Origin of the sequence: Streptomyces sp. NPDC051677 (assembly GCF_044453465.1) — a bacterium.
Lineage (GTDB): Bacteria > Actinomycetota > Actinomycetes > Streptomycetales > Streptomycetaceae > Streptomyces.
The window spans coordinates 18801-43702 of record NZ_JBITCT010000052.1 but is presented as its reverse complement, the minus strand read 5'-3'; the positions used below and the strand labels follow the sequence as shown (position 1 = coordinate 43702).

Here is a 24902-nt window from a genome sequence, read left to right as displayed (position 1 = left end):
CACCGCCGATCCCTTGCGCCGCCGATCGCTCGCGCCGCATGCACGAAAAAGCCCCCCGGTTGAAGCCGGGGGGCTTGATTCAGAGCGGACGACGAGGCTCGAACTCGCGACCTCAACCTTGGCAAGGTTGCGCTCTACCAACTGAGCTACGTCCGCATTGCATCCGACCAGCTTTCACTGATCGGCGCGAGCACCAGCCTACCCGATCCACGACAGTGGTCGGACGGCGATGCAGAGCGGGTGACAGGAATTGCACACTGCGCCTTCCCCCTGGAAGGGGGATGTTCTGCTACTGAACTACACCCGCATGTACTCCGTGAGCTGGGCTTTCTCGGCCTCGCCCCTCGGCGTGCTCCAGACTCTAGCCGACCGGGAGGGGTGCAGCGCAAGTCGGTGCGTTCGAGGGGCGGATGACCGGCCGTCGGCCCCCGGCTCTGCGGGTGCGGTTCAGCGGTGCGACTCGCCGGGCGTCACTGCGCGTCGGCGAACGCCTCGTAGACCTTCTTGGGGATACGGCCGCGGGCCGGCACCTCCATCTTGTTGGCCTGGGCCCAGGCGCGCACCGCCGCGGGGTCGGGGGCGACCTCCGTCTGCTTGTACGCCCGGCCCGACCTCGACCGCTTGCGGCCGGCCTCCACGTAGGGCTCGAGCGCTCTACGCAGTTTCTTGGCATTGGCTTCATTCAGGTCGATCTCGTACGACTTGCCGTCGAGTCCGAAGGCGATCGTTTCCGCCGCTTCCGAGCCGTCGATGTCGTCAAAGAGAGTGACCACGACCTTCTGCGCCACGAATATCGGTCCCTTCGTCCGGCACCGCATACAGCTCAGCTGCGGCGACGTGCCGAGTCTCGGCTATTTCCAATTCATTTGTACAGTGCGCGGAATGCATTGTGAAGCCCGACTAAATCTGTCCGCGTGTCCGAGCGCAATAGGTATCCGGGACTGTTCGGGGATCTTTCCAGTAACTTTTCGTGAACGTCCCCCTCCGATGCGGGATCGTGATGGCCGTCACGTAGCTTCCTACAACTCTACTCGCGTAGAAATTTTGTACGGGTAGTCTGAAGACACCTGTTGGAGACACCTGCAGGAACCTGCTCAGCACCACACCACCGGGAGTGCCAGTGGCACGCGTCGTAGTCGACGTCATGCTCAAGCCGGAGATCCTCGACCCCCAGGGCCAGGCGGTGCAGCGCGCACTGCCGCGGCTGGGTTTCGAAGGCATCTCCGACGTACGTCAGGGAAAGCGATTCGAACTGGAAGTTGACGGACCCGTCGACGAGGCCGCCCTCGCCCGCATCCACGATCTTGCGGAATCCTTCCTCGCGAACACCGTGATCGAGGACTTCACCGTCAAGGTCGAGTCGGAAGAAGCAGTCGCGGGAGCCGCGAAGTGACCGCTCGTATTGGCGTCGTCACTTTCCCGGGAAGTCTCGACGACCGGGACACCCAGCGGGCGATCCGCCTCGCGGGCGCCGAACCCGTCGCGCTCTGGCACAAGGACAAGAACCTCCACCAGGTCGACGCCGTGGTGCTGCCCGGCGGTTTCTCCTACGGAGACTATCTGCGCGCCGGAGCCATCTCCCGCTTCTCGCCGGTGATGGAGACGGTCATCGAGCAGGCGAAGGCCGGCCTCCCGGTCCTGGGCATCTGCAACGGCTTCCAGATCCTCACCGAGGCCCACCTCCTCCCGGGCGGGATGCTCGGCAACGACCACCTCCACTTCATCTGCCGCGACCAGAAGCTGCGGGTGGAGAGCGCGGAGACCGCCTGGACCGTGGACTACGAGGCGGGCCAGGAGATCCACATCCCGCTGAAGAACATGGACGGCCGGTACGTCGCCGACGAGTACACCCTCGACAAGCTCGAGGCCGAGGGCCGGGTCGCCTTCCGCTACCTGGACGTCAACCCCAACGGCAGCCTCCGTGACATCGCCGGCATCACCAACGAGGCCGGCAACGTCGTAGGCCTCATGCCGCACCCGGAGCACGCCGTCGAGCCCCTCGTCGGGTCCGGCCGCACCGACGGTCTCCCCTTCTTCACCTCGATCCTCAAGAAGCTGGTCAACGCATGAGCAGGACGCCTCTGGACACGGTCGAGCACGCGGCCGAGACCCCCGACGTCGAGCTGCCCTGGGCCGAACTCGGCCTGAAGAAGGACGAGTACGAGCGGGTCGTGGACATCCTCGGCCGCCGGCCCACCGGCGCCGAGCTCGCCATGTACTCCGTCATGTGGTCCGAGCACTGCAGCTACAAGTCGTCCAAGGTCCACCTCCGCCAGTTCGGCGAGAAGGCCCCCCAGTCCGACGCGCTGCTCGTGGGCATCGGCGAGAACGCGGGCGTCGTCGACGTCGGCCAGGGCTACGCGGTCACCTTCAAGGTCGAGTCGCACAACCACCCGTCGTACGTGGAGCCCTATCAGGGCGCGGCCACGGGTGTGGGCGGCATCGTCCGCGACATCATCGCGATGGGCGCGCGGCCGGTCGCCGTCGTCGACCCGCTGCGGTTCGGCGCGGCCGACCATCCCGACACCAAGCGCGTCCTGCCGGGCGTCGTCGCCGGCATCGGCGGCTACGGCAACTGCCTGGGGCTGCCGAACATCGGCGGCGAGGTCGTCTTCGACGCCTGCTACCAGGGCAACCCGCTGGTCAACGCCGGTGCCATCGGTGTGATGCGGCACGAGGACATCCACCTGGCGAAGGCGTCCGGCGCGGGCAACAAGGTCATCCTGTACGGGGCCCGCACGGGCGGCGACGGCATCGGCGGCGCGTCGATCCTGGCGAGTGAGACCTTCGACGACGCCAAGCCCTCGAAGCGTCCGGCCGTGCAGGTCGGCGACCCCTTCCAGGAGAAGCTCCTCATCGAGTGCACCCTGGAGGCCTTCCAGGAGAAGCTGGTCGTCGGCATTCAGGACCTCGGCGCGGCCGGCCTGTCCTGCGCCACGTCCGAGCTCGCGTCGAACGGCTCCGGCGGCATGCGCGTGACGCTGGACGACGTCCCCCTGCGCGACTCGACGCTCTCGCCCGAGGAAATCCTCATGAGCGAGTCGCAGGAACGCATGTGTGCGGTCGTCGAGCCGGAGAAGGTCGACCGGTTCCTCGAGATCTGCGACAAGTGGGACGTCATCGCCACCGTCATCGGTGAGGTGACCGACGGCGACCGCCTGGAGATCTACTGGCACGGCGGCAAGATCGTCGACGTCGACCCGCGCACCGTCGCCCACGACGGCCCGGTCTACGAGCGTCCGTACGCACGCCCGGACTGGCAGGACGCCCTCCAGGCCGACGACGCGAACAAGCTGCCCCGGCCGCAGACGGGCCAGGAGCTGAAGGACCAGGTCCTCAAGCTCGTGAGCTCGCCCAACCAGGCGTCCAAGAAGTGGATCACGTCCCAGTACGACCACTTCGTGCAGGGCAACACCGTCCTCGCCCAGCCCGAGGACTCGGGCATGATCCGGATCGACGAGGAGACCGGCCTCGGCGTCGCCATCGCGACCGACGGCAACGGCCGGTACGCCAAGCTCGACCCGTACGCGGGCGCGCAGCTGGCCCTCTCCGAGGCGTACCGGAACGTGGCGACGACCGGCGCCAAGCCCCTCGCCGTCTCCGACTGCCTGAACTTCGGCTCGCCCGAGGACCCGGCGGTGATGTGGCAGTTCGCGGAGGCCATCCGCGGCCTGGCCGACGCCTGCCAGCAGCTCGGCACCCCGGTGACCGGCGGCAACGTCTCCCTCTACAACCAGACGGGCGAGGTGGCCATCCACCCCACCCCGGTCGTCGCGGTCCTGGGAGTCATCGACGACGTCGCGCGCCGCACGCCCGTCGCCTTCCAGGAGGAGGGCCAGCTGCTCTACCTCCTCGGCGACACCCGTGAGGAGTTCGGCGGCTCGGCCTGGTCGCAGGTCGTCCACGACCACCTCGGCGGTCTGCCGCCCAAGGTCGACCTGGAGCGGGAGCGGCTGCTCGGCGAGATCCTGATCTCGGCCTCCCGCGACGGCATGATCGACTCCGCGCACGACCTGTCCGACGGCGGTCTGATCCAGGCGGTCGTGGAGTCGGCGCTGCTCGGCGGCAAGGGCGCCCGTCTGGTCGTGCCGGACGGGCTCGACGCCTTCACCCTCCTGTTCTCCGAGTCGGCCGGCCGCGCCGTCGTCGCCGTGCCGCGCTCCGAGGAGCTCCGCTTCAACGACATGTGCGGGGCGCGCGGCCTGCCCGTCACCCGCATCGGCGTCGTGGACGGAGACACGGTCGAGCTCCAGGGCGAGTTCGAGCTGTCGCTGGAGGAGCTGCGCACGGCCCACGAGGAGACCATCCCGGCGCTGCTCAGGTAACCACTCGTACGACGCCGAAGGCCTCGCCGGTTCACGACCGGCGGGGCCTTCGGCACGTCCTCATACGGCGACCGGTTCCTTCGTCGGCTCCCACGTGGCCGGCGGGGGCGCCGACCTGGGCAGCCGCAGCGCCATGAGCGCGGCCAGTGTCATCAGCCCGGCGCCGCTCCAGAACACCATGCTCGTCGCGTCGATGAAGGCGTGCACGCCCTCCGTGTGGGCCGTCCCTGTCAGCCGGGCCAGCGCGCTGACGTCGCCGCCGGGGCCGTGGGAGGCGTACATCCGGGTCAGGACCGTGCCGAAGAGGGCGGTGCCCAGGGCGCTGCCGAGGGTCTGGAAGTAGCGGATGGACGTGGTCGCGACGCCGAGCCGGCGGGGCGGGGCCGCGTCCTGGACCAGCAGGATCAGCTGGCCGAGCAGCTGCCCGAACCCGGCGCCGGCCAGCAGGAGTTCGGCGCGGATCAGCCAGAGGGAGGTGTCGGGGCCGATGGTCGTGGCGAGCAGCACGAAGGCCAGGGCGGTGGTGGCCGTGCCGCTGATCGTGAAGGTCCGTGCTGTCCAGCCGCGCGTGGTGAGCGGGCCGGACAGCAGTCCGGTCGCCGACAGGCCCACGGCCATCGGGAGCAGGTAGAGGCCCGCGGAGGAGCTGGTGACGCCGCGGACGACCTGCAGGTAGATGAGCACGTAGAAGATGACGCCCATCATCGCGGCGCCCGTGATCGCCTGGATGGCGAAGCCGAGGCGCAGTTCGCGGATGCGGAACAGGGCGAGGGGGAGGACGGGGTCGGCCGCCCTCAGCTGCCGCCACAGGAACAGGGCGAGCGCGGCGACGGCCGCTGCGACCAGGCAGAGGACGGCCGGTGACGACCAGGCGTATTTCTTGCCGCCCCAGTCGGTGACCAGGAGCAGCGCGCTGGAGAACGCGGCGGCGAGCGCGGCGCCGCCGTAGTCGAGCGGGCGGCGCTCATGGTGTTCGGGGAGCTTCAGGGCGAAGGCGGAGGCGGTGAGGACCGCGAGGCCGACGGGCAGGTTGACGTAGAAGATCCAGCGCCAGCTCGCGTGATCCGCCAGCAGACCGCCGATCCATGGGCCGACCGCCATCGCGCCGCCCGCGACCAGCCCGCCCACGGTGGCGCCCCTTCCGGCGCTCTTCTCCTGCGGGCCCTTGAGGTGGGCGATCACCACCATCGTCACGCTCATCAGCCCGCCGCCGCCCAGGCCCTGCAGTCCGCGGGCCGCGATGAGCTGGTCCATCGACCGGGCGGCGCCGCACAGCGCGGAGCCGAGCAGGAAGGTGGCGATCGCGCCCGTGAAGACACGCTTCGGGCCGAGGACGTCGCACAGCTTGCCGTACAGCGGCAGCAGGGCGGCCGAGGCCAGCGCGTAGGCGCTGACCAGCCAGGGGATCTTGTCGATGCCGTGGGCGGGATCGAGGTCCCGGACGATCGGGACGGTGGCCGCGGACACGATCTGCAGGTCCAGGACGGCCAGGACGATCGTGACGAGGCAGACGAGGAAGCCGATTTTGCGCTGGGTCTCGGTCATGGGGACCACCATGCCCCGCGTTCATGTACCGAGTCAATATTTCGTCCTGGATCAAGTTTCATCCGAGCCAAAATATAGGCTTGGTACAGTGCTTCCATGGCTGGTGAGACGATGGGGCTGCGCGAGCGGAAGAAGATCGAGACGGGGAAACGGATCTACCGCACCGCGGTCGCCCTGTTCGCCGAGAAGGGCTTCGACAACGTCTCGGTGCAGGAGATCGCCGACGCGGCCGAGGTCTCCAAGATGACCGTCTTCAACTACTTCGGGACCAAGGACGACCTGGTCTTCCGGCCCGTCGAGGACCACTTCTGGGACGCGGAGCGGGCCGTGCGCGAGCGGGGTCCCGGGGAGTCGGCGGTGGAAGCCGTGCGCCGGCAGTTCCTCGAGATGGTCGAGGCCCGCGATCCGGCCGTCGGTCTGCACAGCGAGCCCTTCGCCCGCCAGGTGCGCCAACTCGTCATGGACACCCCGGTGTTGATGGAGCGCGCCTTCCTCGCCGCCCAGAAGGGCACCCGTGCGCTGGCCGCCCTGCTCGCCGAGGAGACCGGTGATCCGATGCTCGCCACGGTCGCCGCGGCCATGCTGAGCGCCGCCCGCAACGCCCTGATCGAGGAGCATCACGCCCGCCACGACGCCGGCGAGAGCCTGGAGACGATCGCCGCCGACGCCCCCGAACGGACAGCCCGCGCCTTCGCGCTGGTGGAGCGGGGGCTGGGGGACTACGCCCGCAGGGCGTGACAGTCCGGTGCAGGCCGACGGCTGCGCCCACTAGGCTCCCCGCCATGCCTCCGGCCAAGAAGCGTGCCCGCACGTACGACCCCGCCAAGATCCGCGCCGCGGTCCGCACCCAGTTCGGGAACGTACGGGAAGCCGTGAGCACGCTCACCCCCGAGCAGCTCGCTCTGCCCACGCGGCTGGCGGGCTGGAGCGTCCGGGACCTGGCCGCGCACATCACCATGGCGGTGGAGACCGTCAGCCGTAATCTCGACCGGCCCGAACCCCCGAAGGCCGAGCTCGCCCTGCTGGACTGGCCCTTCGCCACCGCTGTCCGAGCCGCCGGAATCTCCGACGACACCCTGGACCTCGCGGCCGCCCACCCCGACCTGAACGCCCTCTATGCCCGCACCGGGGAACGGCTCGCCGAGGCCCTCGCCACCGCCCCCGGCGACCGCCTTCTCGCCGCCCGCACCGGCGCCATCGCCCTCGCCGACTACCTCGTCACCCGCACCGTCGAACTCGTCGTCCACACCGACGACCTCAACGCCGCCGTCCCCGGTCTGGACATCCCCTACGACCGGCAGGCGCTCGCGGCCGCCGCCCGGCTCCTCGCCGACGCCCTCGCGGTCAAGGCCCCCGGCGGCGCGACGGAGGTGCGGATCCCGCCGTACGCCGTCGTGCAGTGCGTCGAGGGCCCCCGGCACACCCGGGGCACCCCGCCCAACGTGGTCGAGACCGATCCGCTGACCTGGATCCGGCTGGCGACCGGCCGGGTGACCTGGCAGGACGCCGTCGAGGAGGCGAAGGTCGCCGCGAGCGGCGAGCGGGCGAACCTCGATCAGCTGCTGCCGCTGATGTCGTAGAAGGACGCCCCTGGGCTCGTTGAAGGGGCGTCACTGGGGTCGTAGAAGGGCGTCACCGGGGTCGTGAGGGGAACCGGTCGTCTCCGGTGACCGTCACATCTGCATGTACACGTATAGGCACAAGCAGCGCATGATGGTGACGGCCGTGGCCGTCCTCGTCCCGCTCGCCGCGGCCTGCGGAAGCGAGAAAGCGGGCGGCGAGCAGCCCGGCAGCGGGTCGGTGAGCGCCGAACAGCCCGTCACCGGGGTCCGGTGGAACGTGGACAGCGTCACCGTGGACGGCGCCACCCACCGTGCCCCCACCGGTGCGCACGTCGAGATCGAGGACGGCAAGGCGGCGGGCAACTACGGCTGCAACAACTTCACCGCCAAGGTCGTCGTCGAAAACGACACCATCCGGTTCACGGACTCCCGGTCGACCAGGATGGCCTGCACGGACCAGCCCATGGCCTTCGAGCGCACGCTGGCCGGCACCCTCGCCCAGGGCACGCTCACCACCGAGGTCAAGGGCGCCACGCTGACGCTCGCCACGGCCGACGGCGACCAGGTCCGGCTGACCAGGAAATGAGACCGGCTCGTGCCCGTCGGCCCCATCGATGTGCGACACCTCACTCACGGACCCGGAACGGGACTTCGCCGGATCGCCCGCGCGGGGCGCCCAACCGTCCAGTGGATCATCAGATCTGCCGTCTGACCTGCGAGAACAAGTCGATCATGGGCGCGTTCACCCCGGAGTGATCCAGTTACCGGCGAGTATCCCCAATTCGGACCAGTGGACGACCTCGCCTACACTCGGTGGCGTGCCACGTGGTGACGGTCGACTCAGTCATGATCTGCTCCCCGGCGAGAAAGGCCCCCAGGACGCTTGCGGCGTCTTCGGAGTCTGGGCTCCCGGTGAAGAGGTCGCCAAGCTCACTTACTTCGGGCTCTACGCCCTCCAGCATCGGGGCCAGGAATCCGCGGGTATCGCGGTCAGCAACGGCTCCCAGATCCTCGTCTTCAAGGACATGGGGCTGGTTTCCCAGGTCTTCGACGAGACCTCGCTCGGTTCGCTCCAGGGTCATATCGCGGTCGGTCACGCCCGCTACTCGACCACCGGCGCCTCCGTGTGGGAGAACGCCCAGCCGACGTTCCGCGCCACCGCGCACGGCTCGATCGCGCTCGGCCACAACGGCAACCTCGTCAACACCGCCCAGCTCGCCGAGATGGTCGCCGACCTGCCCAAGCAGGAAGGCCGCACCCCGCGCGTCGCGGCGACCAACGACACCGACCTGCTGACCGCCCTCCTCGCGGCCCAGGTCGACGAGGACGGCAAGCCGCTGACCATCGAGGAGGCCGCCCACCAGATCCTCCCGCAGGTCAAGGGCGCCTTCTCCCTCGTCTTCATGGACGAGCACACCCTCTACGCCGCCCGTGACCCGCAGGGCATCCGCCCGCTGGTCCTCGGCCGCCTGGAGCGCGGCTGGGTCGTCGCCTCCGAGTCCGCGGCCCTGGACATCTGCGGCGCCGCCTACGTCCGCGAGATCGAGCCCGGCGAGTTCATCGCCATCGACGAGAACGGCCTGCGCACCTCCCGCTTCGCGGACGCGAAGCCCAAGGGCTGTGTCTTCGAGTACGTGTACCTGGCCCGCCCGGACACCGACATCGCCGGCCGCAACGTGTACCTCTCCCGCGTGGAGATGGGCCGCAAGCTCGCCAAGGAAGCGCCCGTCGAGGCCGACCTGGTCATAGCGACCCCGGAGTCCGGGACCCCGGCCGCCATCGGCTACGCGGAGGCCTCCGGCATCCCCTTCGGCGCGGGCCTGGTGAAGAACGCCTACGTCGGCCGGACCTTCATCCAGCCCTCGCAGACCATCCGCCAGCTCGGCATCCGCCTCAAGCTGAACCCGCTGAAGGAAGTCATCAAGGGCAAGCGCCTGGTGGTCGTGGACGACTCGATCGTCCGCGGCAACACCCAGCGTGCCCTGGTGCGCATGCTCCGCGAGGCGGGCGCGGCCGAGGTCCACATCCGGATCTCCTCGCCGCCCGTGAAGTGGCCCTGCTTCTTCGGCATCGACTTCGCCACGCGCGCGGAGCTCATCGCCAACGGCATGACGATCGACGAGATCGGCACCTCGCTCGGCGCCGACTCCCTCGCCTACATCTCCATCGACGGCATGATCGAGGCGACCACCATCGCCAAGCCGAACCTGTGCCGCGCCTGCTTCGACGGCGAGTACCCGATGGAGCTCCCGGACCCGGAGCTGCTCGGCAAGCAGCTGCTGGAGACCGAGCTGGCGGCCGGTCCGGCAGCCACGGCCGCGGCCGACGCGATCCGTCGCCCGTAGGCAGCCCGTATCACCTGCAGGACGACTGCATACGACACGAAAGTTCTCACCGTCATGTCTGAGACAACTGGTGCCAGCTACGCAGCCGCGGGCGTCGACATCGAAGCGGGCGACCGCGCCGTAGAGCTGATGAAGGAGTGGGTGAAGAAGACGCAGCGCCCCGAGGTCCTCGGCGGCCTCGGCGGCTTCGCCGGCCTCTTCGACGCCTCCGCCCTCAAGCGTTTCGAGCGCCCGCTGCTCGCCTCCGCCACCGACGGCGTCGGCACCAAGGTCGACATCGCCCGGCAGCTGGGCGTGTACGACACCATCGGCCACGACCTGGTCGCCATGGTCATGGACGACATCGTGGTGTGCGGCGCCGAGCCGCTGTTCATGACCGACTACATCTGCGTCGGCAAGGTCCACCCCGAGCGGGTCGCCGCCATCGTCAAGGGCATCGCCGAGGGCTGTGTGCTCGCCGGCTGCGCCCTGGTCGGCGGCGAGACGGCCGAGCACCCGGGCCTCCTCGGCGAGGACGACTTCGACGTCGCCGGCGCCGGTACGGGCGTCGTGGAGGCCGACCGGCTGCTCGGCCCGGATCGCATCCGCACGGGTGACGCGGTGATCGCCATGGCGTCCTCCGGCCTCCACTCGAACGGGTACTCCCTGGTCCGGCACGTCCTGCTGAACCAGGCGGGCCTCTCCCTCGACGCGCGGATCGACGACCTCGGCCGCACCCTCGGCGAGGAGCTCCTGGAGCCCACCAAGATCTACTCCCTGGACTGCCTGGCCCTCACCCGCACGACGGACGTGCACGCCTTCTCGCACATCACCGGCGGCGGCCTCGCGGCCAACCTGGCCCGCGTGATCCCGGACGCGCTGCACGCGACCGTGGACCGCTCCACCTGGACCCCGGACCCGATCTTCGACCTCGTCGGCAGGACGGGCTCCGTGGAGCGCCTGGAGCTGGAGAAGACCCTGAACATGGGCGTCGGCATGATGGCGATCGTGGACGAGGAGTCGGCGGACGTGGCCCTGGCGACGCTGGCCGACCGCGGGGTCGACGCCTGGATCGCCGGCGAGATCACCGAGCGCGGCGAGCACGCCACAGGAGCCGACCTGGTCGGCGACTACGCGAGCTGAGCCGACCGGCCGGGCCGGATGGACCGAGTAGGCAGCACAAGACCCGGTCGATGACCGAAGTCACCGACCGGGTGGGTGCTCAGTACAAGGTCAAGCGCCGCGACGGTGTTGCGAGGAGTCCTCGCCGTCATCCTCGTCGTCGTCCGCCCCGTACAGCTCGGCGTACCGTGCGTACGGGTCGTCGTCCTGCTCATCGTCATCGTCATCGTCCTCGAACGGTTGACCGTTCGGCGGAATGTTCGATGGCGATGCGCCCAGCTCTTCGGCCAGGCGTGAGAGATCCGTCCCGCCGCTGTTGTACTTCAGCTGGCGGGCGACCTTCGCTTGCTTGGCCTTGGCCCGGCCGCGCCCCATGGCTCGACCCCCTCAACGACGGGGCTCGACGGCCCCAGGTTGACACGCGTTCATGATCCAGGACGGTCTCTCCATAGAGAGCCCGTCGTAGGGCTCCCACGGTACCTGAGCCCACGCCCGTACGGTACGTCGCCCGTAGCACGCGCGTCTGCACAGCACCTTTCAGGCGACCCGTCCTCGCTGGTCAGTGGCGATTTTAACCACTTATCGGCGGCCGACCCGCCGGGAAGAGTGAGAGTTCTCTCTAACTTTCCACCGGCCGGTACCGCCGAAACCCTCGGACGGGTCCCCATGGAGCCCTACCGGAACGTCACCAGCCGCGTGCCTGGGCCGCCTCGTGCATCCGCTGCTCGGCGATCCGGTCGGCCGCCGCGGCCGGCGGAATACCGTCCTCCTTCGCACGTGCGAAGATGCCCAGCGTGGTGTCGAAGATCTTCGCCGCCTTCGCCCTGCACCGCTCGAAGTCGAACCCGTGCAGCTCGTCGGCGACCTGGATGACCCCGCCGGCGTTCACCACGTAGTCCGGCGCGTAGAGGATCCCGCGGTCGGCGAGGTCCTTCTCCACGCCCGGGTGGGCGAGCTGGTTGTTGGCCGCACCGCAGACGATACGGGCGGTCAGCACGGGCACCGAGACGTCGTCGAGCGCCCCGCCGAGCGCGCAGGGGGCGTAGATGTCGAGCCCCTCGACGCGGATCAGCGCCGCGGTGTCGGCGACCGCCGTCACCCCCTGCGGGTGCCGGTCGAGGATCCGGCGCACGGCGTCCTCGCGGACGTCCGTGATCACGACCTCCGCGCCCTCGCTGCGCAGGTGCTCCACGAGGTGGTGGCCGACCTTGCCGACGCCCGCGATGCCGACCTTGCGGCCCCGCAGCGACGGGTCGCCCCACAGGTGCTGGGCGGAGGCCCGCATGCCCTGGTAGACGCCGAAGGCCGTCAGCACGGACGAGTCTCCGGCGCCGCCGTTCTCCGGCGAGCGGCCGGTCGTCCAGCGGCACTCGCGCGCCACGACGTCCATGTCGGCCACGTAGGTGCCGACGTCGCAGGCGGTCACGTACCGCCCGCCGAGCGAGGCCACGAAACGGCCGTACGCGAGCAGCAGCGCTTCGGTCTTGATCGTGTCGGGATCGCCGATGATCACGGCCTTGCCGCCGCCGTGGTCCAGACCGGCCATGGCGTTCTTGTACGACATCCCGCGCGCGAGGTTCAGCGCGTCGGCGACGGCCTCCGCCTCGGTCGCGTACGGATAGAAGCGGGTACCGCCGAGGGCAGGGCCCAGAGCGGTGGAGTGGAGCGCGATGACGGCCTTGAGGCCACTGGCGCGGTCCTGGCAGAGCACGACCTGCTCATGGCCCCCCTGATCCGAGTGGAACAGGGTGTGCAGTACGTCAGCAGGTGCGCCGGATACGTCGGTCACTGTAGTGACTCCCGGGTAACTAGCGGCGGTCGGGGCGAAGGCACCGTAAGGGTGGCGGGGCCTGTGGTCCGAGCGTAGAGCCTGGGTGGCCTGCCGATCTCGCAGTGTCGGGGATCACCTTCTCGCGGAGTACCGCCGTGCGACGATTTGCAGGGTTTCCTTGTCGGCCGAAGGGGGAGGGAGCAGGCGTGCCCAAGGTGTCCTCGGTGATCGTTCCGTACGCGGTCTATCTGCGCGTGTACGAGCCGCTGGCCGCCTTCCCCGAGCCCGAGCGCACCCACTGGGCGAACTACGCCCGCCGCCCCGAGCTCCCCTCCTACCAGGACGAGCTGCGCCGCGCGCTGGCCGACCTGCTGCCCACCCCGCCGGTCGCGGTGCCGGTGCAGGAGAGCGGCGACGCGTTCGTGACCGAGGTGGACGGCGTGCTCTGCGTCTGCCCCTGGCGCACCCGGCTGCGCGGCTGGCTGGCCCTGGACGAGCTGGACGAGGAGCTGCCCAGGCCGGTCCTGGAGGCGGCCCTCCCCGAGGTCGTCCGGCTGCAGGCGGCCAAGGACCACGAGCGGTGGCTGGAACGCAACCCCGACGCCCGCCCGTGGATCCGTACGGCCGCCTGGCAGGTGCCGCTCAACTGGTTCGTCCTCGTCTCCGACGAGGAGCGGGAGTACGACAAGGGGACGGCGGAGGTGGCCCCTGTGCTGCGCTACCGCACGCCGATGGTGCAGGCGCGCCGCCGGGTGGCCCGGTCGCTGCGCACGCTGAAGGACGCCATGGACGAGGGGCCGCTGATCGACGGCCTGCTGGACGTGGGGCGCTGGCTGGAGGAGTTCCACCCGCGTTCGCTGGTGGAACTGGACTACGGCGGCCTGGTGCACGTGCTGCCGGCCGGCGAGCTGGAGGACGACCACTCGGCGAAGGACGTGGCCGAGGGCATCGAGGCGCTGCGGGTCGGGGACGGCGCGGCGGCCGGCGAGGCGTACGCGCGGCTCGTGGAGCGGTGGCGGTCCGTACGGGACCGGCGCTCCGCGAACTGAGTCGATCACCACGTCCCGTACCCCGAGAACTGAGCCCTGCGAACCGAGCTGAGCCTCCGCTTTGACCTGCGGCCGCTGTGAACTGACGATGTGACAGGCGAGACAGCGCTTTCATAAGTGACGTACGTCACGGCCGTGAAGCGGTCGGACAGCGTACCGTCAACCGCACTTCACGGAACTGACGGGACGTAGGTCCCGATCCGGGCTTTTGTCGCAAGGGTGACGGACCGCACGTACACGGCCCTTGCGCCGCTTGCCCCTCCTCGTGCCAAAATAGGACAAGGAGTCCGGGGAGGGCTCCTCCGCCTACTTATGCTCCACTGTGGGGGGAAATCTCAGCATTGCATGCTCTTTGGGGGGTCTGGTGACTCCTGATCGCCCCTGTGACTGATCGTCACAGTGGCGTGACTGTCCGCTATGGCATGGTCCATCGGCTTCCGTCGCCGATGAACACCTGGGGGGCAATTCCATCGGTTTGGCCGACGCGGCTGGACAGATGGTGTAGTTGTAGTGCCGAGGACAAGCCGTTCGTCCTATAACCGACTCGACTCGCGTCCGCCATTTCGGGCAACGCGGGTCAAGGTGCAGAATTTAGAGGAAAGAACCGAGAAGGTTCGGTTCTCCCGAGGAGGCCGCTCATGACCGCTCGCACCCCTGATGCTGAGCCGCTGCTGACCCCGGCTGAGGTCGCCACCATGTTCCGCGTGGACCCGAAGACGGTCACGCGGTGGGCGAAGGCCGGCAAGCTCACATCGATTCGTACGCTCGGCGGACACCGCCGTTATCGCGAGGCCGAGGTCCGCGCACTGCTTGCGGGCATCCCGCAGCAGCGTAGCGAGGCCTGAACAACTGAATAACCGGGCAACACGTCAGGTCCCCCAACCTGGTCGGACGCCCGATACGCAGCTCCAAGCGACGTGGGTCCTGCCCCAACAGGCCCCTCGCCCACTGGGAACGTCGTCGATCGCGCTGGACTCCGCCGAGTCCAGCGCGGTCTTTTTTGTGCGCTTGAGGCGGCTCAAGCCCGCTCGGCGGGTCGAATCAGGTGGCTCTGTGAGCGACCTTGTCGGACTCTGGGGAGGCTCTGGGAGGGTTCCTGGGGGCATCCTTCGGACTTCCTCCGGACATCCTCCCGAGTGGTGCAATTGCACATATAAAATTGACCAGTTGTAGGAGACGGGTAAGAACCCACGTTTTCAAAACTCATGCGGTGACACCCGTCACACGTCAGGGGTCTTGTTGCCTCTGACTCATGTGCGCTAAAGGGGGTTGGGCGGGGCGGCCGGTCGGTCACAGGGCGGCGGTCACGCCGTGGAGGGGCGGTCACGCCGTGGAGGGGCGGTCGCCCTCGACGGCCCCCTCGGGGGCCTGTGCACCCCGTGGGGCGCCGTCCATCGCCAGCCGCTGTAAGCGGTGGCAGATCGGGCAGTGGCGGGTCAGATGCCCGTAGGACGACGCGGCCGACAGATGCGCGCGGAGCAGCGCCCGCGTCTCGTGCCTGACCGATGCCGCCATACCCCACCTCCATGGGGGCCACGCGGGAACGGGCCCTGAGATCTGGGTACCGGCCGCACGTGGCGCCGTCAAGGGCGCGGCGGAGAACGCGAGAGAGCCCGGATCCAAAGATCCGGGCTCTCTCTTACTGCGGTCCTGACGGGATTTGCTGTGCCCGATTGCGGCTGCGCCGCGGGCGCGGCCTCCGCCTTGGCGGGGTGGCGGGCGGGTTGATGGGGTCGTGGGCGTGAAGAAGGCCCGCTTCCCGGTGGGGGATGCGGGCCTTCGTTGTTCACTGCGGTCCTGACGGGATTTGAACCCGCGGCCTCCACCTTGACAGGGTGGCGAGCACTCCAAACTGCTCCACAGGACCAGGTTTTGCGGCACTTGATGTTGCGTTGCGCTGCGAGAAGGACTGTACAGGAGGGTGAGCCCGCTGGTCGAACTCACCCTGAGTACGGGAGCCGTTACGGTGCGGCCGCGTCGATCGCCTTCACGATCCGCTTGTCCGAGACGGGGTACGCCGTGCCCAGCGCGTGGGCGAAGTAGCTGACCCGGAGCTCCTCGATCATCCAGCGGATGTCCAGCACCGAGGAGGGGACCGGCCGGCCCTGCGGAAGCTGTTCCAGCAGCCAGGCGTACTCGTCCTGCATCTCGTGGACCTTCTCCATGCGGCTGGTGTCCCGCTGCACGCCGGTCGGCATCTGCTGCAGGCGCCGGTCCACGGCCACCAGGTAGCGCATCAGGTCGGGGAGCCGGCGCAGGCCCGCCCACGTCACGAACCCGGGCTTCACGAGGGCGTCCAGCTGCCTCCGCACGTCCGTCAGGTTGGCCAGCAGCACGGGGCTGCGCACGCCCTTCAGACGGCGCTCACAGGCCTGCCAGGCGGCCAGGACCTGCTGCACCTGTCCGACCGTACGGACCGTCGTGTCGACGATCTCCGCGCGCACCTTGTCGTACAGCTTCCGGTACGACTCCTCGTCCCACGCGGGCCCGCCGAAGTCGGCGATCAGCCGGTCCGCGGCCGCCATCGCGCAGTCGTCGAACAGCCCCTGGATGGAACCGTGCGGATTCGCGGACAGCGCGAGCTTCTGGGCGTTCGTCAACTTCTCGGATGCGAACTTTGCTGGATTCACTGGGATGTTGCGCAGGATCAGCCGACGCGTGCCCTTCCACATCGCCTCCGTCTGCTCCGCCTCCGTGTCGAAGAGGCGTACGGAGACCGTGTCGCCGTCGTCGACCAGCGCCGGGTACGCCTTCACCGGCTGACCGGCGCGGCGGGTTTCGAAGACACGGGTGAGCGCGCCGATCGTCCAGTCCGTCAGACCCGAACGCTCCAGGGACTCGCCGCCCTGCCGTTCGGCGGTGGCCGCGGCCGCCTGCGAGATCGCCTGCCTCGCCTTCGGCTTCAGCCGGAGCTTCAGAGACTCCAGGTCCTTGTCCTCGGCCAGCTTGCGCCGCCGCTCGTCGACGATCCGGAAGGTGATCTTCAGATGGTCGGGGAGTCGCGACCAGTCGAAGTCCTCCGCCTCGAACGGAACGCCGACCATGCGCTTCAGGTCGCGGGCCATCGCCGTGGTGAGCGGCTCCTGGAGAGGCACTGCCTGGTCCAGGAAACGCTGCGCGAAGTTCGGCGCCGGCACGTAGTTGCGGCGGATCGGCTTCGGGAGGGAACGGATCAGCTCCGTGACGACCTCCTCGCGCAGGCCGGGGATCTGCCAGTCGAAACCGTCGTCCGTCACCTGGTTGAGGACTTGGAGCGGGATGTGGACCGTCACGCCGTCGGCGTCCGCACCCGGTTCGAACTGGTACGTCACCCGGAACTTCAGCGGACCCTGCCGCCATGAGTCCGGATAGTCGGCCTTCGTGACCGCCTCCGCCGACTCCCGGATGAGCATCTCCCGCTCGAAGTCCAGGAAATCGGGCTGCTCGTGCCGCTTGTGCTTCCACCACGAGTCGAAGTGCGCGCCGGACACCACGTGTTCGGGCACCCGCTGCTCGTAGAAGTCGAACAGCGTGTCGTCGTCGACGACGATGTCCCGGCGCCGGGCCCGGTGCTCCAGCTCCTCGACCTCGCTGAGGAGCCGGCGGTTGTCGGCGAAGAACTTGTGGTGCGTGCGCCAGTCGCCCTCGACGAGCGCGTTGCGGATGAACAGCTCGCGGGAGGTCTCCGGGTCGATCCGACCGTAGTTGACCTTCCGCTGGGCGATGATCGGCACGCCGTACAGCGTGACCTTCTCGTCTGCCATCACGGCCGCCTGGTCCTTCTCCCAGCGCGGCTCGCTGTACGTCCGCTTCAGGAGATGCCCGGCGAGCGGCTCGACCCACTCCGGCTCGATCTTCGCGTTGACGCGGGCCCACAGCCGGCTCGTCTCCACCAGCTCGGCGGACATCACGAAGCGCGGCTGCTTCTTGAACAGGGCCGAACCCGGGAAGATCGCGAACTTGGCGTTCCGCGCGCCCAGGTACTCGTTCTTGTTGCCGTCCTTCACGTCCTTCATGCCGATGTGCGAGAGCAGACCGGCGAGGAGGGAGACGTGCACGTTCTGCTCGGCCGCGTCCTCCTCGTTCAGATGGATCCCCATCTGCTTGGCGACCGTGCGCAGCTGCGTGTAGATGTCCTGCCACTCACGGATGCGCAGGAAGTTCAGGTACTCCTGCTTGCACATCCGCCGGAAGGAGGAGGAGCCGCGCTCCTTCTGCTGCTCGCGGACGTACCGCCACAGGTTGAGATAGGCGAGGAAGTCGCTGGTCTCGTCCTTGAAGCGGGCGTGCTGCTGGTCGGCCTGGGTCTGCTTGTCGGCAGGGCGCTCGCGCGGATCCTGGATGGACAGCGCGGCGGCTATGACCATGACCTCGCGCACGCAGCCGTTCTTGTCGGCCTCCAGGACCATCCGGGCCAGGCGCGGATCGACGGGCAGCTGGGCCAGCTTGCGCCCGGTCTGCGTCAGTCGCTTGCGCGGGTCCTTCTGGGCCGGGTCGAGCGCCCCCAGCTCCTGGAGCAGCTGAACGCCGTCACGGATGTTGCGGTGGTCCGGCGGGTCGATGAACGGGAACTTCTCGATCTCGCCGAGGCCGGCCGCGGTCATCTGCAGGATGACGCTCGCCAGGTTCGTACGGAGGATCTCCGCGTCCGTGAACTCCGGACGGGCCAGGAAGTCGTCCTCGTCGTACAGCCGGATGCAGACGCCGTCGCTGGTACGGCCGCAGCGGCCCTTGCGCTGGTTGGCGCTGGCCTGCGAGATCGGCTCGATCGGCAGCCGCTGGACCTTGGTGCGGTGGCTGTAGCGGCTGATGCGGGCGAAGCCGGGGTCGATGACGTACTTGATGCCCGGGACGGTCAGCGATGTCTCGGCCACGTTCGTCGCCAGAACGATCCTGCGACCCGTGTGCGGCTGGAATACCCGATGCTGCTCGGCATGCGAGAGCCGGGCGTAGAGCGGCAGGACTTCGGTGCCCTGCCAATTAGCGCCTCCGGCGCGGGGGTATTTCTTCTTCTCCAGCGCGTCGGCGGTGTCGCGGATCTCCCGCTCACCGGAGAGGAAGACGAGGATGTCGCCCTTCCCCTCCGCCTGGAGCTCCTCGACCGCGTCGCAGATGGCGGTGATCTGGTCGCGGTCGGCGTCCTCGGAGTCCTCTTCGAGGAGCGGCCGGTAACGCACCTCCACCGGGTAGGTGCGCCCGCTGACCTCGACGATCGGGGCGTCGCCGAAGTGCCGGGAGAAACGCTCCGGGTCGATGGTCGCGGACGTGATGACGACCTTGAGATCCGGACGGCGGGGCAGCAGCTGGGCGAGGTAGCCCAGCAGGAAGTCGATGTTGAGGGACCGCTCGTGGGCCTCGTCGATGATGATCGTGTCGTAGGCGCGCAGCTCACGGTCGGTCTGGATCTCCGCGAGGAGGATGCCGTCCGTCATCAGCTTCACGAAGGTGGCGTCCGGGTTCACCTGGTCGGTGAACCGCACCTTCCAGCCGACGGCCTCACCCAGCGGCGTCCTGAGCTCCTCCGCGACGCGCTCGGCGACCGTACGGGCGGCGATACGACGGGGCTGGGTGTGCCCGATCATGCCGCGGACGCCGCGCCCCAGCTCAAGACAGATCTTGGGGATCTGGGTCGTCTTGCCGGACCCGGTCTCACCGGCGACGATCACGACCTGGTGATCACGGATGGCGGCCGCGATGTCGTCCTTCTTCTGGCTGACCGGAAGCTGCTCGGGATACGACACGGCCGGCACACGGCCGCGCCGCAGCGCCATCCGCTCCTCGACCTGCGCGACCTCCGCCTCGATCTCGGCGAGGACGGCGGCACGGGCCTCCGGCTTGCGGATCCGGCGCGCTCCTTCGAGCCTGCGCCCGAGCCGGTGCGCGTCGCGCAGGGACAGCTCGGCCAGGCGGGGAGCGAGAGTACCGAGGGCGGGAGTACCGAGGGCGGGAGTACCCGGAGCGGAGGCGCCGGGGGCGGGGTGCGTAGACATACGCGATCCAGGATCTCATCTTGGCGAAAGACTGGGCGAGCGCTTTTGGGGTCGCCTCGCCTGACGCGGAGCGCCGAAAACCCCCTCCGGCTGCCCGGAGGGGGTTCTCGTCCTTGTGGCTGGGGCCGGGGTCGAACCGGCGACCTATCGCTTTTCAGGCGATCGCTCGTACCAACTGAGCTACCCAGCCACGAGGTTTCACGTGAAACCTCAGCGGTCCTGACGGGATTTGAACCCGCGGCCTCCACCTTGACAGGGTGGCGAGCACTCCAAACTGCTCCACAGGACCAAGCTGTTGCGTACGACAGTGTCGCACACGGTGTTGCGTGCCCCCAACGGGATTCGAACCCGTGCTACCGCCTTGAAAGGGCGGCGTCCTAGGCCGCTAGACGATGAGGGCTATCGGCCCGCCTGGGCGCTTCTCAGCGCGTCGGGGACGTCATGAGCATATGGGATGGCGGCGGGTATCGCCAAAACGGTTTACGGGGCCGTCCTGGAGGGGGTCCGGGAGGGCGTTGTGGGGGCGGATTCGGGGGCGGTTCCCGACGGGGTGAGGGGTGGGGCGGGCGAGGGAGTGGGGGAGGGGCTGGGGGACGGGGCGGCACCGGGCTGGTTCTCCTTCGGGAGGTGGCGGCTGACCTCGGCCGTCGTCAGACCCAGGCCGCCGAGTTTGATCTCGTCCCACGCCTGGAGGCGGCGGGTGTCGCGGTCGAAGTAGAGGATCGACGCCTCGATGGGGTCGGGGTACTTGCCCTCGACGGCCCGCAGGCCGCTGCCGCCGGTCGAGCCTTCGACGCGCAGCCGGGTGCCCTTCTTCATGACCTCCGTCTGCTCGTGGTGGAGATGGCCGGCCAGGACGAGGGGCACCTCGCCGTCCGTGCCGCGGGCGGCGGACGGCTCGTGGGCGATGGCCACGTCGGCCGGGGTGCCGACGGCCTTCTGGGCGCGCAGGGCCTGGGCGAGCCGCGCGCCGGCCGCCTCCTGCGTCTGTTCGGCGCCCGGCACGGTGGAGCGGTCGGGGGTGAACTGGGGGTCGCCGATGCCGGCGAAGCGCAGTCCGGCGACGTTGATCGCGCGGCCGTCGTCGAGGACGTGCACGTTCTTCATGCCCTGCAGGTAGCGCTGGGTGAGGAGGGAGTCGTGGTTGCCCCTGACCCAGACGTACGGCGCGCCCAGGGTGGCGATGGGGTCCAGGAAGCCGTTCTCGGCGGCCGTGCCGTGGTCCATGGTGTCGCCGGAGTCGACGATCACGTTGACCTTGTACTGCTCGACGAGCGAGGCGATGATCTTCCAGCTCGCGGGGTTGAGGTGGATGTCCGAGACGTGCAGGACGCGGACGGTCGTCGGGTCCGGCTGGTAGGCGGGGAGCGTGGAGGTGACGTCGTAGAGCTTGGTCACGTTGGTGACCAGGCGGGCGAGTTCCTGCTGGTAGACGTCGAACTCGGTGACGATGCTGCGCGCGTTGCCGACGAGGGAGGGCGCGGAGGACAGCAGGCCCGAGAACCGCGGCTCCAGCACCGAGTTGGGGTTCCAGGTGGCGTACGCGGTCGCGCCCGAGGCGGCCAGAAGGGTGAAGGCGAGGCCTCCGGCGGCGAGGGCGCGGCGGGGGCGGCGGTAGACGGCGAGGCCGAGCGCGGTGGCGCCGGACACGACGGCGACGCAGGACCGGACGGCGAGGTCGAGGGTGCCGTGTTCGACGTCGTGGGCGACCTCGTCCTGGAGGCCGGAAAGGCGCTCGGGATGGTCGACGAGGGCCTGGGAGCGGACGGGGTCGAGCTGGTCGACGTTCACGTCGAGGCGGAGGGGGGCGTGGTGGCTGTCCAGGGAGAGCGCGCCGAGCGGGGAGACATTGATCTTCGTGCCGCCGGAGACGGACGGGCGCAGGGTCATGGTCGTGTTCATGGGGCCGACGGGGACGCGGACGTTGCCGACGATCAGCAGGCCGAGCCAGGCCCCGACGAGGACGACGCCGGTCAGGCCGAGGGCGCGGGACCAGGGGTTGGGGCGGGCGGCGAGTTCCAGAGTGGGGTTCCTGCGGTTCTTGCGGTTCCTGCGCTGGGCGGGCTTGAGGCGGTTCAGGGCTGCGGCGGGGACGCGGACGCGGGCCATTGGTGCCGTATGCCCCGGTCCGGGCGCTGGTATGCGGACGGTTCGCGCCCTCCGTACGGCGGGGTAGTACCGGACAATGGGGCCTGTGCTGGAGATGACGCGCGAGGAGTTCGAGGAACTGGTCGCCGAGGCGCTGGACCGGATTCCGCCGGAGTTGACGCGGCTGATGGACAACGTCGCGGTGTTCGTCGAGGACGAGCCGCCGGCGGAGGACCCGGAGCTGCTCGGGCTGTACGAGGGGACTCCGCTGACGGATCGCGGGGAGTGGTACGCCGGGGTGCTGCCCGACCGGATCACGATCTACCGGGGGCCGACCCTGCGGATGTGCGCGTCGCGGGAGGAGGTCGTCGCGGAGACCGAGGTCACGGTGGTGCACGAGATCGCCCACCACTTCGGCATCGACGACGCGCGGCTGCACGCTCTCGGCTACGGCTGAGCCGTCCGGCAGGGGGTGCGGGTCCCGCGCGTGTCTTCTTGTGGGCGGCGGGAGTTGGGCACGTCGACTCTTACGCCTGCCGCGGAGGTGGCCCCGTGCGCCCCTTGTACGTACCCGTTCGTCTGGCCGTGACGGCGCTGGTCGTCGCCGCGGCCGCCGGCTGTATGAGCGTGGGGGACGAGGAGGGCGGCCGGGCCAAACCCTCGCATTCGGCGGGGCAGCACGGCGGTGAGGCGCCGGACGGGGGTTCGGCGGGGGCGGGCGGCGGGTCCGGGCTGGGTGCTGCGGGCGGTGGCGGCAGGCATGGGCACGGGAAGGGCGACAAGGGCAGGGCGAGCGCGTCGGCGTCCGCCTCGGCCGCGCCGTCGGCGGGTGTGAGCGCGCCGGCCTCGGCGGGGGCGGTGCGGCCTGGGCCGAGTGAGAAGCCGGGGGCGCCGACGCCGACCAAGGCGCAGCCGACGGCGCCCACGCGTTCGCCGGACCCGGAGCCGCCCGTGCCGTCGCCGGAGCCTCCGCCGCCGTCGCCCGAGCCGACGGTGGCCGAGCCGTCGGCCTCGGCGCACGAGGAGGGCGGGGGGCCGGCGCCGCAGCTGGCGGAGCGGGAGCCCGCGCCGGAGGCGGCGCCGGAAGCGGCTCCCGAGGCGGGTTCGCCGGCCTAGGACAGGACCCTTGGCCGATCCAGGACAGGACCTTAGGCCGACTCGGGGCAGGGCCTCGGAACGGCAGGGTGCAGGACCCGGATGGCTGCTGAGCTGCGGTGATGGAGCTCAGTTTGCCTTCGGAGGCAAGGGTGCGTATGGTAGTAGATCGTTTGATCCCATTTGCCCGGCGCCACCGCAGAGCGCGCCGTGTGGCGCGTACTCTCCCCAGCCGTGGCGGACCGCATAGAGGCGGTCGTAATGCAATGCGAACACGGAGTTGACGGGCGCGTGCCGACGAGACTCCGGAAGGTTTCGCATTCGCATGTCCATTTCCAGTACTGATCACGCCGTCGTGCCCGAGAGCAACGACGAGGCGATCGAGCTCACCGAGACCGCGGTCGTCGTGACCGAAGCCGCAGAGGCTTCCGTCGACGTCTCCGCCGAGTCCCCCGAGCCGACCTTCGCCGACCTCGGGCTCCCCGAGGGCGTCGTGCGCAAGCTCGCGCAGAACGGCGTGACCACCCCCTTCCCGATCCAGGCCGCGACCATCCCGGACGCCCTGGCCGGCAAGGACATCCTCGGCCGTGGCCGCACCGGCTCCGGCAAGACCCTCTCCTTCGGTCTGCCGACCCTGGCCACGCTGGCCGGCGGGCACACCGAGAAGCGCAAGCCGCGCGCCGTCATCCTCACGCCGACGCGTGAGCTGGCGATGCAGGTCGCGGACGCGCTCCAGCCCTACGGCGACGTCCTCGGCCTGAAGATGAAGGTCGTCTGCGGCGGTACGTCGATGAGCAACCAGATCTACGCCCTGGAGCGAGGCGTCGACATCCTCGTCGCCACCCCGGGCCGGCTGCGCGACATCATCAACCGCGGCGCCTGCTCCCTCGAGAACGTGCAGATCGCCGTCCTCGACGAGGCCGACCAGATGTCCGACCTGGGCTTCCTGCCCGAGGTCACCGAGCTGCTCGACCAGGTCCCGGCCGGCGGCCAGCGCATGCTGTTCTCGGCCACGATGGAGAACGAGATCTCCACGCTGGTCAAGCGCTACCTGAGCAACCCGGTCACGCACGAGGTCGACAGCGCCCAGGGCAACGTCACGACCATGTCGCACCACATCCTGATCGTGAAGCCCAAGGACAAGGCGCCGGTCACCGCCGCGATCGCCTCCCGCAAGGGCCGCACCATCATCTTCGTCCGCACCCAGCTCGGCGCCGACCGTATCGCCGAGCAGCTGCGCGACTCCGGTGTGAAGGCGGACGCGCTGCACGGCGGCATGACCCAGGGCGCGCGCACCCGCACCCTGGCCGACTTCAAGGACGGTTACGTCAACGCGCTCGTCGCGACCGACGTCGCCGCCCGCGGCATCCACGTCGACGGCATCGACCTGGTCCTGAACGTGGACCCGGCCGGCGACCACAAGGACTACCTGCACCGCGCGGGCCGTACGGCGCGCGCCGGCCGCACCGGCACGGTCGTGTCGCTCTCGCTGCCGCACCAGCGCCGTCAGATCTTCCGTCTGATGGAGGACGCGGGCGTCGACGCCGGGCGTCACATCATCCAGGGCGGCGCCGCCTTCGACCCGGAGGTCGCCGAGATCACCGGCGCCCGGTCGATGACGGAGGTCCAGGCCGAGTCCGCGGGCAACGCGGCGCAGCAGGCCGAGCGTGAGGTCTCCGAGCTCACCAAGGAACTGGAGCGCGCGCAGCGCCGGGCGACCGAGCTGCGCGACGAGGCCGACCGTCTGGTGGCCCGCGTGGCGCGTGAGCGCGGCGAGGACCCGCAGGCCGCGGTGGCCGAGGCGCAGGCGGCGGTGGTGACGGAGGCGGTCGAGGCGGCCGAGGCCGTCGTCGAGGCCTCCGTGCCGGAGCAGCCGGTCGCGCGCGACTTCGACCGGCCGGTGCGTGAGGAGCGTCCGGCGTCGACGTCGTCGTACGAGCGCCGCGACCGTCGTGACGACCGCGGTGGCCGTTCGTTCGAGCGTCGTGACGACCGGGGCGGCTTCAACCGCGACCGTGACCGTGACAACCGGGGTGGCGGCTTCAACCGCGA

20 protein-coding genes and 6 tRNA genes are annotated in these 24902 nt (G+C 69.6%); 13 read left to right on the top strand and 13 right to left on the bottom strand.

The window, feature by feature from the left end; genetic code table 11:
• Window positions 1–83 precede the first annotated feature (83 nt).
• The 3 genes from ACIBAF_RS40500 to ACIBAF_RS40490 all read right to left on the bottom strand — a co-directional run bounded on the left by ACIBAF_RS40500 (window position 84) and on the right by ACIBAF_RS40490 (window position 788).
• Window positions 84–156, bottom strand: a tRNA-Gly gene (locus ACIBAF_RS40500).
• Between the two features lie 79 nt (window positions 157–235).
• A tRNA-Gly gene (locus tag ACIBAF_RS40495) sits at window positions 236–307 on the bottom strand.
• Window positions 308–470: 163 nt separating this feature from the next.
• Window positions 471–788 carry an Lsr2 family protein gene (locus ACIBAF_RS40490; protein WP_399470263.1) on the bottom strand — a complete coding sequence of 106 codons (318 nt, stop codon included), beginning with the start codon at window positions 786–788 and terminating at the stop codon, window positions 471–473.
• Between the two features lie 332 nt (window positions 789–1120).
• Here ACIBAF_RS40490 and purS point away from each other — a divergent pair, with 332 nt between their 5' ends.
• Genes purS through purL form a run of 3 tightly spaced genes read left to right on the top strand, consistent with a single transcriptional unit; the run spans window position 1121 to window position 4325 of the window.
• The gene (gene purS / locus ACIBAF_RS40485) at window positions 1121–1393 is read left to right on the top strand and encodes a phosphoribosylformylglycinamidine synthase subunit PurS (protein WP_020131278.1); all 273 of its coding nucleotides are present in this window, start codon (window positions 1121–1123) and stop codon (window positions 1391–1393) included.
• Window positions 1390–2070: a phosphoribosylformylglycinamidine synthase subunit PurQ gene (purQ, locus tag ACIBAF_RS40480; RefSeq protein WP_399470261.1), complete on the top strand. Its 681-nt coding sequence runs from the start codon at window positions 1390–1392 to the stop codon at window positions 2068–2070. Before purS ends, purQ begins: the two co-directional genes overlap by 4 nt.
• Window positions 2067–4325, top strand: coding sequence for a phosphoribosylformylglycinamidine synthase subunit PurL (gene purL / locus ACIBAF_RS40475; protein ID WP_399470258.1), 2259 nt, complete (start codon window positions 2067–2069; stop codon window positions 4323–4325). The genes purQ and purL overlap by 4 nt, the downstream gene beginning before the upstream one ends.
• 60 nt (window positions 4326–4385) lie before the next feature.
• On the opposite strand, the gene ACIBAF_RS40470 is transcribed toward purL, so the two are convergent.
• Window positions 4386–5870, bottom strand: coding sequence for an MFS transporter (locus ACIBAF_RS40470; protein WP_399470256.1), 1485 nt, complete (start codon window positions 5868–5870; stop codon window positions 4386–4388).
• A 96-nt stretch (window positions 5871–5966) separates the two neighbouring features.
• Here ACIBAF_RS40470 and ACIBAF_RS40465 point away from each other — a divergent pair, with 96 nt between their 5' ends.
• From ACIBAF_RS40465 to purM, 5 genes are all read left to right on the top strand, one after another.
• Window positions 5967–6608, top strand: a complete 642-nt coding sequence (locus ACIBAF_RS40465) for a TetR/AcrR family transcriptional regulator (RefSeq protein ID WP_399470254.1) — start codon at window positions 5967–5969, stop codon at window positions 6606–6608.
• A gap of 44 nt (window positions 6609–6652) precedes the next feature.
• Entirely contained in the window at window positions 6653–7450 is a 798-nt protein-coding gene (locus tag ACIBAF_RS40460) for a sterol carrier family protein (protein WP_399470252.1), read from the top strand.
• Between the two features lie 103 nt (window positions 7451–7553).
• Window positions 7554–8018, top strand: coding sequence for an META domain-containing protein (locus ACIBAF_RS40455; protein WP_399470250.1), 465 nt, complete (start codon window positions 7554–7556; stop codon window positions 8016–8018).
• Window positions 8019–8250: 232 nt separating this feature from the next.
• Complete coding sequence (gene purF, locus ACIBAF_RS40450) at window positions 8251–9777, top strand: amidophosphoribosyltransferase (protein ID WP_399470248.1); 1527 nt, start codon at window positions 8251–8253, stop codon at window positions 9775–9777.
• Window positions 9778–9831: 54 nt separating this feature from the next.
• The gene (gene purM / locus ACIBAF_RS40445) at window positions 9832–10899 is read left to right on the top strand and encodes a phosphoribosylformylglycinamidine cyclo-ligase (protein WP_399470245.1); all 1068 of its coding nucleotides are present in this window, start codon (window positions 9832–9834) and stop codon (window positions 10897–10899) included.
• A 90-nt stretch (window positions 10900–10989) separates the two neighbouring features.
• Here the strand turns inward: purM and ACIBAF_RS40440 are convergent, their stop codons facing one another.
• Both ACIBAF_RS40440 and ACIBAF_RS40435 read right to left on the bottom strand, forming a co-directional pair.
• Window positions 10990–11253, bottom strand: a complete 264-nt coding sequence (locus ACIBAF_RS40440) for a DUF3073 domain-containing protein (protein ID WP_319344069.1) — start codon at window positions 11251–11253, stop codon at window positions 10990–10992.
• 310 nt (window positions 11254–11563) lie between these two features.
• Window positions 11564–12667: a Leu/Phe/Val dehydrogenase gene (locus ACIBAF_RS40435; RefSeq protein WP_399470241.1), complete on the bottom strand. Its 1104-nt coding sequence runs from the start codon at window positions 12665–12667 to the stop codon at window positions 11564–11566.
• 188 nt (window positions 12668–12855) lie between these two features.
• On the opposite strand from ACIBAF_RS40435, the gene ACIBAF_RS40430 reads away from it, so the two are divergent.
• Both ACIBAF_RS40430 and bldC read left to right on the top strand, forming a co-directional pair.
• On the top strand, window positions 12856–13698 hold the full coding sequence (locus ACIBAF_RS40430) for a hypothetical protein (RefSeq protein WP_399470239.1): 843 nt from the start codon (window positions 12856–12858) through the stop codon (window positions 13696–13698).
• A 638-nt stretch (window positions 13699–14336) separates the two neighbouring features.
• Complete coding sequence (gene bldC, locus ACIBAF_RS40425) at window positions 14337–14543, top strand: developmental transcriptional regulator BldC (RefSeq protein WP_003949541.1); 207 nt, start codon at window positions 14337–14339, stop codon at window positions 14541–14543.
• Window positions 14544–15021: 478 nt separating this feature from the next.
• Here bldC and ACIBAF_RS40420 read toward each other — a convergent pair whose 3' ends face one another.
• From ACIBAF_RS40420 to ACIBAF_RS40390, 7 genes are all read right to left on the bottom strand, one after another.
• A complete protein-coding gene (locus ACIBAF_RS40420) occupies window positions 15022–15213 on the bottom strand; it encodes a DUF6274 family protein (protein ID WP_399470237.1) in 192 nt (63 codons plus the stop codon).
• Window positions 15214–15490: 277 nt separating this feature from the next.
• Window positions 15491–15565, bottom strand: a tRNA-Asp gene (locus ACIBAF_RS40415).
• A 94-nt stretch (window positions 15566–15659) separates the two neighbouring features.
• The gene (hrpA, locus tag ACIBAF_RS40410) at window positions 15660–19667 is read right to left on the bottom strand and encodes an ATP-dependent RNA helicase HrpA (protein ID WP_399470235.1); all 4008 of its coding nucleotides are present in this window, start codon (window positions 19665–19667) and stop codon (window positions 15660–15662) included.
• Between the two features lie 116 nt (window positions 19668–19783).
• A tRNA-Phe gene (locus tag ACIBAF_RS40405) sits at window positions 19784–19857 on the bottom strand.
• A 24-nt stretch (window positions 19858–19881) separates the two neighbouring features.
• Window positions 19882–19956, bottom strand: a tRNA-Asp gene (locus ACIBAF_RS40400).
• A 38-nt stretch (window positions 19957–19994) separates the two neighbouring features.
• Window positions 19995–20067: transfer RNA gene (locus tag ACIBAF_RS40395), tRNA-Glu, on the bottom strand.
• Window positions 20068–20147: 80 nt separating this feature from the next.
• Window positions 20148–21776 (bottom strand): metallophosphoesterase, encoded by a 1629-nt coding sequence (locus ACIBAF_RS40390; protein WP_399470233.1) that lies wholly within the window; start codon window positions 21774–21776, stop codon window positions 20148–20150.
• Between the two features lie 85 nt (window positions 21777–21861).
• Between ACIBAF_RS40390 and ACIBAF_RS40385 the strand changes: the two genes are divergently transcribed.
• The 3 genes from ACIBAF_RS40385 to ACIBAF_RS40375 all read left to right on the top strand — a co-directional run.
• Complete coding sequence (locus tag ACIBAF_RS40385; protein ID WP_319344080.1) at window positions 21862–22212, top strand: metallopeptidase family protein; 351 nt, start codon at window positions 21862–21864, stop codon at window positions 22210–22212.
• A 95-nt stretch (window positions 22213–22307) separates the two neighbouring features.
• Window positions 22308–22871: a hypothetical protein gene (locus tag ACIBAF_RS40380; RefSeq protein ID WP_399470231.1), complete on the top strand. Its 564-nt coding sequence runs from the start codon at window positions 22308–22310 to the stop codon at window positions 22869–22871.
• A gap of 304 nt (window positions 22872–23175) precedes the next feature.
• On the top strand, window positions 23176–24902 hold a 1727-nt coding region (locus tag ACIBAF_RS40375), incomplete at its 3' end, for a DEAD/DEAH box helicase (protein WP_399470229.1).